The sequence below is a fragment of the uncultured Methanobrevibacter sp. genome, from assembly GCF_937898925.1.
Taxonomy (GTDB): domain Archaea; phylum Methanobacteriota; class Methanobacteria; order Methanobacteriales; family Methanobacteriaceae; genus Methanobrevibacter.
The window spans coordinates 1-7,752 of sequence record NZ_CALDKF010000076.1 but is presented as its reverse complement, the minus strand read 5'-3'; the positions used below and the strand labels follow the sequence as shown (position 1 = coordinate 7,752).

Below are 7,752 nucleotides of genomic sequence, written 5' to 3'. Positions count from 1 at the left end.
TTTTTTAGCTATTCTTCGTAAATAGCACCTAAAGGACACATGTCCATGCATATTCCACAGTCATCACAGCCGTCCTTAATGATCATTGTGTATCCTCTTTTCTCAATCAAGTCTTTTGGACAAACGGGTATGCATTTTTCACAAACTCCACATTCATCTAAATCAATAACTATCAATATATCGCCTCATAAAATATTTTTTGTGAATTTTGTAAATTATTAAAATCTAATTTTGATTCTTATAATAATTTAAATCTAATAAAATTAATTTAATAAATAATTGCTTTAATAAAATAATACTTAATAAAAATTACTTTAATAAAGTTTTATTTAATACTATTTTAAGATATAATCATTTTTCTTTATATAACTTTGTAAATTTTTGATTATTTCTTAATGATTTTCTGCCTAAGTCCCTTAATTTAAGCTTTTATCTAGGATTTTTCAATAAAAATTTTTTATATCCATAACATTTATATAGAATAAAGTTTAAAATAATATTGTTGTAATTATTATGCAAGGGTTCCCGAGCGGCCAAAGGGGAAGGACTTAAGATCCTTTGGTGTAGACCTACGAGGGTTCGAATCCCTTCCCTTGCACTTTTTTATAGATTTTTTCCGATTTTTACTGCCTTAGTGGCTCAGCCGGTAGAGCGCTACCTTGGTAAGGTAGAAGTCGGGGGTTCGAATCCCCCCTAAGGCTCTTTTTTTCTAATTAATTCAAAAAGGATTAATTAGTTTTTTTTATTTTTTTTTCAACGAAAGTTGTTTTTTTTTTAAATTAGTCTATTTAAGGTATCATACTCTAAGGTATCATACCTTAAATACTAATTGTAAGTTTTTTATAATCACAAGATTATTTTTTCTTATTTTCATTTGCTGTGAATTCATCGTTGGAGTTTATTGTTGTGAATTTATTAAGTCATGATAGTTTGAATTCATTATCAATCAATTTAAATATGATGAAATGTAAATTTTATTTGCAGTTATTATGATTTTTATTAAATTATGAAACTTAGAAATTAAAAAATATGGGTGATACTTTTGGTTAAACATTTTAACGTTATGATGGCGGCATTCATTTCTGGAACTGTAGCGTTGTTTACTTCAGTTTTAGGAGTTTCCGGTACAATCATTGGATCTGTATTGAGTTCATTCCTCTATCAATTGCTTTCAGGTTACTCTGAAGAGAAAATTGAGGAAGGTGCTTTGAGAAAACCTAAATTGGCTAATGAGATAGTTTATATTTTCCCATTGGTTGTAATAGGAATTATAGAATTGATATTCTTCTTGTCAGCATTGCATTACAGATTTGACATGATATTTGATTTCCTGGAGTCTGCTGTAGCAAATAACTTATTCAGATTGATGGGAATTGGTTTAATCATTTTAGGAGCTTATCCATATTTCAATTCAAACAATATTGACAAACGTAACGGTACTGTTGTTTTGATTGTAGGGGTATTGTTGCTTTTAAGAGGTCTTATGGACATTTCAAGCATCACTTCCAAAATATTCTATGCGGTGTTTGCTCCATTTGATTCATTGTTTGCGTTGGTTGTAATTGTTTTATTGGCACTTGTGATAATCAATATACTAATAAGTTCAGATAAGGAATATTTCAAGTCAAATGAATTCATCAATAAGCATAGGCCAAGAAAGCCTCATGCAAGAAAAGTGGACACTTCATTTGGAAGAAACGCTAATGATGATAGAGACTTCAATCATAATCAATCCACTCATTACAATAGGCCTACTCATAAATCTAAGAATTCAAATCATGATTCCAATAGAAATCCTGAACCGCTTCCAATGTATGAAGAGGAAGTCATTTTGGTAAATAATCCTGAGGATCCTAATAACCCTATTAAAAAAAGAATCTTAAAAAGAGTAAAAACAGAATATGATGCTGAAGAGGACGATTATCAGGATTTATATATTCTTGATGAATCTGAATAAATAAGAATGAGTAATTTTTTTTAATTTAAATGATGGGAACTATGTTTTCCCATATGCTTTCTTTTTTTATTAATTTTTATTACTTTATTAATTTATTATTTTAAATCTATAATTTTATTAAATCTTATTGCTTTTTTAAATTTTTATTAATTAAAAAAATCCATTAATTTTAATTGGACCTTCTCCAGGTGTTACCGCATTTTGCACATCTGATGAAATATGTTGGAGCCTCATCAGCAGATCTTGTTTGGACTGTCCACCAGTATCCCTTTGTTCCTCCGCATTTATAGCAGGTAATCTCTTTTGTAGGAAGAGCTACATTGTTATTGTCAGTTACAATGACTCCAACCTCTTTCTTTCGCTCTCCTTCGAACTGATACTCTTCCTTGATGTCTTCATCGGATATTTCTTCCACATATCCGCAATCACATTCCAGCTTATTGTTCTTTGGTATCAGTATCTTACCGCAATCCGGACAGAATCTCATTATTTTTGCTCCAAAATTATGTTTCTATTGTAAAGATTTTTTTCATAAATTTACCATTCCCAATCTATCATTTTTATCATGATATTTTTGAATAATTTATCATTATTTGTAATGGTATTTATAAAATTCCTCATAAAAAATTCAATAATTTTCCATGATATTTAATGAAATTTCCATAAAAATTATTTTTCAATATTTTACTAGTTTCTTTATTATTTTCTTATAATATAAATTTTTATATTATTATTAACTTTATTTATCTTTATCAATAATTTTATCAATTTTTTCAAATTCCGATGCACTATTTTTCATCACATCTAATATTTATGAGAAAATTTTGGGAAATTCATAATAATTTGTAATAATTTATCATGATAAATCAACATATTTATATACAATGTTTATTAAAAGTTATAGTATATACAATGTTTACTAATTATCGTATATGAAAGAATGGAGGAAATATCAATGATTGAAATTCGCTTCCACGGACGTGGAGGACAAGGTGCTGTAACTGCAGCAGAGATTTTAGCTAAGGCAGCATTTAAAGATGGTAAATACTCTCAAGCGTTCCCATTCTTCGGTGTAGAAAGAAGAGGGGCTCCGGTTATGGCATTTACCAGAATCGATAGCGAACCTATCAATTTAAGATATCAGGTTTATAATCCTGATCATGTGATAGTTCTCGACGATGGTCTTTTAAGTGTTGTCGATGTTTATTCTGGATTGAAAGAAGATGGTGAAGTTATTATAAATACTCATGAAAAGGTCGAATCAGCAAGTCACAAGGTATTTGATGTGGATGCAACAGGCATTGCACTTGAAATTTTAGGTGTAAACATTGTAAACACCATTATTTTAGGATACTTTGCTAAGAAGACCGGTGAAGTAAGTATTGAATCACTTATTGAAGTAATTAAGGAAACTTTCCCAGGTCCAATTGGAGAGAAAAACGCAGTAGCAGCTCAAAAAGCTTACGATATGGCTTAGGTGGCTGTATTTAAAATTTATTAATTTATGAAAGGTGATTAAATGGTTTCTATTGGATGTGCAATTAGTGAACCTGGAAGTACACGTAAAAACAAAACAGGGAGTTGGAGAACTTTTAAACCAATCCTTGATAAAGAAGCTTGTGTAGATTGTGATAACTGTATCATGTTCTGTCCAGAAGGATGCGTAAACAAAGACCATGATATAGATTATGATTATTGTAAAGGTTGCGGTATTTGTAAAGTAGAATGCCCAGTTCAAGCTATTAAAATGGAAATAGAATAGCTAAGCTATTAAAAGAAAAAATAAGAGTGGAGAAAATTTTATGGCAAAAGAAATTATGACAACAAATAGAGCAGTTGCAGAAGCTGTAAAGTTAGCAAAACCACAAGTTGTTCCTGTTTACCCTATTACTCCTCAAACTACCATATCTGAATACCTCGCACAATTCGTTGCAGATGGGGATTTAGATGCAGAGTACATTAGAGTAGAATCTGAACACAGTGCAATTAGTGCTACTTTAGGAGCTTCCGAAGCAGGAGTAAGAGTATTTACTGCTACTTCATCTCAAGGTTTAATGTTAATGCATGAAATATTGTTTGCAGCTGCAGGTATGAGAGCTCCAATAGTAATGGCAGATGCAAACAGGGCAATTTCTGCTCCATTAAACATTTGGAACGATCAACAAGATTCCATCGCACAAAGAGATGCAGGATGGATTCAACTTTATGTGGAAAATGCTCAAGAAGGATTCGACACTATTCTTCAAGCATATAGAATTGCAGAGCATGAAGAAGTTATGTTACCTGTAATGGTATGTTTAGACGGATTTATTTTAACTCACACAGTTGAACCTGTAGACTTATTGGAACAAGCTGAAGTTGATACCTTCCTTGAACCATATGTACCTAAATTCGCTTACCTTGACCCTGAAAGACCAATGTCCTTAGGTAACTTTGCAGACCCTGAATATTATACAGAAGCAAGACATGACATGCAAGTTGCTATGGACAAGTCAATGGAAGTAATCAAGGAAGTAGGTGCAGAATTCGGTGAAAAATTCGGAAGAGAATACGGATTAACTGAAAGCTACTTATGTGAAGATGCAGAAATCATCTTAGTCTGTATGGGTTCAATGGCAAGTACAGTAAGATATGTAGTTGACAACTTAAGAGAAAAAGGCGAAAAAGTAGGTCTCTTGAAAATCAGATCCTACAGACCATTCCCATTCGAGGAAATTGATGAAATAACCAAAAACGCAGATAAATTGGCTGTACTTGATAAAAACTTCTCATTCGGTATTGGAGGAGCTCTTTTCGCAGACATAAAAACCAAATGTCACAAGGAAACCTATGGTTTCATTTTAGGTTTAGGTGGAAGAGACGTAATTCCTGAATACATTGAAGAAGCTGTAGAATTAACTAAAAATCCAGTAAAAGAAGTTACTTGGTTAGGCTTAAAGGAGGATGAATAATATGGAATTTCCTGAAGAAGAATTATTAGCACCAGGTCACAGAGGCTGTGCTGGTTGTGGAGCAGCTATTGCTGTAAGGCTTGCTCTTAAGGCATTAGGCAGAAACACTGTGGTTGCTTGTGCAACTGGTTGTTTGGATGTTATGACATCCCCTTATCCTGAAACTGCATGGGAAGTCCCATGGATTCACGTTGCTTTTGAAAACGCAGGTGCAGTGGCTTCCGGTGTAGAAAGAGCATTGAAAGCTCAAGGTAAAGAAGATGTTAATGTTGTTGCTTTCGGTGGTGACGGTGGTACTGCTGATATCGGTATCCAATCATTATCCGGTGCAATGGAAAGAGGTCACGACATAACCTATATCTGTTACGATAACGAAGCTTACATGAACACTGGTATTCAAAGAAGTGGAGCTACCCCTTACGGTGCATCAACAACCACTTCACCAGCAGGTAATTTAAGCTTTGGTGAAGACAAGCCTAAGAAAAACATGGCTTTCATCATGGCAGCTCATGGAATTCCATATGTGGCTACAGCATCAATTTCATATCCTGAAGACTTTATGAAAAAGGTTAAAAAGGCAGCTGAAACCAAAGGTCCTGCTTACATTCACTTACATCAGCCATGTACTACCGGTTGGGGATTCAAACCTGAACAGACCATTCAATTAGGTAGACTTGCTGTTGAAACTGGTGCATGGGGATTATTTGAAATTGAAAACGGTGAATTCAGAGTAACTTACAGACCTCAAGAAAGAAAACCTGTAGTGGAATACTTATCTGCTCAAAAAAGATTCAGACATCTTAAAGAAGAACAAATTAATGAAATCCAAGAATTCGTTGACAATCAATGTGAAGAATTAGGTATCTAAGGAGGGTCTCTATTGGAGAAATTAATAGTAGATAATGAATTATGTGATGGATGCCAGGATTGCGAAAAAGCATGTGAAGGAGTCCATGGAGTTCCTAGAATCACTATTCATGAATTAGACGGTTCCTATTTCCCTATTCGTTGTCAACAATGTGAGGATGCTCCGTGTGAGATCATTTGTCCAACAGGTGCAATGAGCAATTTAGGAGTAGATGTAACTAAATGTATTGCTTGTGGTTTCTGTGCAATGGCTTGCCCGTTTGGTGCAATCAGCATTCAATACAGCAATGCTCACAAATGTAATCATTGTGCAGACAGAGAAGAAGGTCCTGCATGTGTTAAAGCTTGTTCCAAAAGAGCTATTGCAGTTCATGACATTGCAAATGTCATCAAAAGGAAACAAAAAGAACACATTGAAAAAATCTATGGCTTGGATAAACCGGCTAAGAAGAAAGGTCTTCTCAGTGTCATTACAACTGATACAAGAGCTAGAAAACCATTAGATGGAGAATAGAGGTGTTGAAATGGATGAATTAAAAGTTAACCCAGAACTTTGTGTAGATTGTGGACTTTGTGAACGTAATTGTCCTAACAATGCAATTCGTGTTCATGATGGTGTCCCTTTATTCTGTATGCATTGCAGTCCTGAAAAAGCACCTTGTCTTGCTGTATGTCCAAAAGGAGCTATTGTAGCTTTAGGTGGAGCAATCACTATCAAGCAAGAGAAATGTATTGGTTGTGGACTATGTCACAGTGTATGTCCCATTGGAGCCATCACCATTAATGAAATAGGTCAAGCTACCAAATGTGATCTCTGTGAAGGCTATGACACTCAACAATGTGTTGAAGCTTGTCCAACTCATGCGCTCACAAATGATACAGAAAAGATAATTCATGATAAACAGGATAAAATATCCGAAGGATTTAAGAAAATTCAAACTTTACTCAAGTAATTTTTAAAGATTAATTTCTTTAAAAATTCTCTTTTTTTATTTTATTTTAAACTATTTTTTAACTATTTTTACTATTTTTACTATTTTTTACTAATTTATTAATTAATTTTTATAGATATTTCTCTTTTCTCACGATTTATTCACTATTCTTAGTAAATATTATATAATTATAGTTGAATAGATATTATTAACTAAACATTAGGAGAGATGGGATATGCTAGATAAAAAGTTTATTTTTTTAGTAATATTGCTCGTTGGCTTTATTAGCATTTCGTCTATTAGTGCTTTAGATGATGCTGCAAGCGATAATTCTATTTTGGATGAAAGCATTGATGATATTGGTGCTTTGAGCAGTTCTGATGAAGAACTTATTTCTTATGAAAATGATGATGGCGATGTTTTAGCCAAGGCAGATGGAGAAGCAGAACTATCAGAAGACCCAGGAACATTTTACCAATTAGAACACGCCATTAATGGCAATGAGGATTCTATAATTGAGTTAACAAGAGATTATACTTTCGGTGATTCCGGGTCTAAGTTTGAAAAGGGAATTGTCATAAACCGTTCTGTAACCATTAATGGAAATGGCATAACTATTGACGGATCAAACAAAGCACGTATATTCAATATCACTGCTGACAATGTCATAATCAATAATATTACTTTTAAAAATGGTAAAGCAACATATATTAATGATGTTGAGGATATTTATGGTGGTGCTATTTACTGGTCTGGTGCAAATGGTTCTGCTGTAAATTGCATTTTTAATGATAATAATGCAAATCAGTATGGTGGTGCTATTTACTGGTCTGGTGCTAATGGTTCTGCTGTGAATTGTTCATTTAATGATAATTATGCAATGTATGGTGGTGCTATATATGGCGGTTCTGCTGTAAATTGTAATTTTACTGGCAATGATGCATCTTGGGGTGGTGCGATATGCTATAAATATGAACCGGGTTATGGTTTTGATTATGATGACTTCTGTCATGTTGTGAATTGTAATTTTAATGGTTTTTAGTAT

10 protein-coding genes and 2 tRNA genes are annotated in these 7,752 nt (G+C 33.2%); 10 read left to right on the top strand and 2 right to left on the bottom strand.

The window, feature by feature from the left end; all coding sequences use genetic code 11:
• Positions 1-8: 8 nt before the first annotated feature.
• Positions 9-173: a 4Fe-4S binding protein gene (locus tag Q0409_RS06120; RefSeq protein WP_366940077.1), complete on the bottom strand. Its 165-nt coding sequence runs from the start codon at positions 171-173 to the stop codon at positions 9-11.
• A gap of 342 nt (positions 174-515) precedes the next feature.
• Here Q0409_RS06120 and Q0409_RS06115 point away from each other — a divergent pair.
• From Q0409_RS06115 to Q0409_RS06105, 3 genes are all read left to right on the top strand, one after another.
• A tRNA-Leu gene (locus Q0409_RS06115) sits at positions 516-598 on the top strand.
• A 30-nt stretch (positions 599-628) separates the two neighbouring features.
• Positions 629-701 (top strand) — tRNA-Thr (locus tag Q0409_RS06110).
• Between the two features lie 341 nt (positions 702-1,042).
• The gene (locus Q0409_RS06105) at positions 1,043-1,957 is read left to right on the top strand and encodes a hypothetical protein (protein ID WP_298536109.1); all 915 of its coding nucleotides are present in this window, start codon (positions 1,043-1,045) and stop codon (positions 1,955-1,957) included.
• A gap of 169 nt (positions 1,958-2,126) precedes the next feature.
• Here the strand turns inward: Q0409_RS06105 and Q0409_RS06100 are convergent, their stop codons facing one another.
• Positions 2,127-2,444: a transcription factor S gene (locus Q0409_RS06100; protein ID WP_298536108.1), complete on the bottom strand. Its 318-nt coding sequence runs from the start codon at positions 2,442-2,444 to the stop codon at positions 2,127-2,129.
• Positions 2,445-2,912: 468 nt separating this feature from the next.
• Here Q0409_RS06100 and porC point away from each other — a divergent pair, with 468 nt between their 5' ends.
• From porC to Q0409_RS06065, 7 genes are all read left to right on the top strand, one after another.
• Entirely contained in the window at positions 2,913-3,434 is a 522-nt protein-coding gene (porC, locus tag Q0409_RS06095) for a pyruvate synthase subunit PorC (protein WP_295608543.1), read from the top strand.
• A 42-nt stretch (positions 3,435-3,476) separates the two neighbouring features.
• Entirely contained in the window at positions 3,477-3,719 is a 243-nt protein-coding gene (gene porD / locus Q0409_RS06090; protein ID WP_292789376.1) for a pyruvate synthase subunit PorD, read from the top strand.
• Between the two features lie 40 nt (positions 3,720-3,759).
• Positions 3,760-4,908, top strand: a complete 1,149-nt coding sequence (gene porA, locus Q0409_RS06085) for a pyruvate synthase subunit PorA (RefSeq protein WP_298536105.1) — start codon at positions 3,760-3,762, stop codon at positions 4,906-4,908.
• Position 4,909: 1 nt separating this feature from the next.
• Entirely contained in the window at positions 4,910-5,776 is an 867-nt protein-coding gene (porB, locus tag Q0409_RS06080; RefSeq protein WP_296856338.1) for a pyruvate synthase subunit PorB, read from the top strand.
• A 12-nt stretch (positions 5,777-5,788) separates the two neighbouring features.
• Positions 5,789-6,289, top strand: a complete 501-nt coding sequence (locus tag Q0409_RS06075; protein ID WP_298536103.1) for a 4Fe-4S dicluster domain-containing protein — start codon at positions 5,789-5,791, stop codon at positions 6,287-6,289.
• 10 nt (positions 6,290-6,299) lie between these two features.
• Positions 6,300-6,728 carry a 4Fe-4S dicluster domain-containing protein gene (locus tag Q0409_RS06070; protein WP_298536101.1) on the top strand — a complete coding sequence of 143 codons (429 nt, stop codon included), beginning with the start codon at positions 6,300-6,302 and terminating at the stop codon, positions 6,726-6,728.
• A gap of 214 nt (positions 6,729-6,942) precedes the next feature.
• Positions 6,943-7,749 (top strand): hypothetical protein, encoded by an 807-nt coding sequence (locus Q0409_RS06065; RefSeq protein WP_298536099.1) that lies wholly within the window; start codon positions 6,943-6,945, stop codon positions 7,747-7,749.
• Positions 7,750-7,752: the final 3 nt, after the last annotated feature.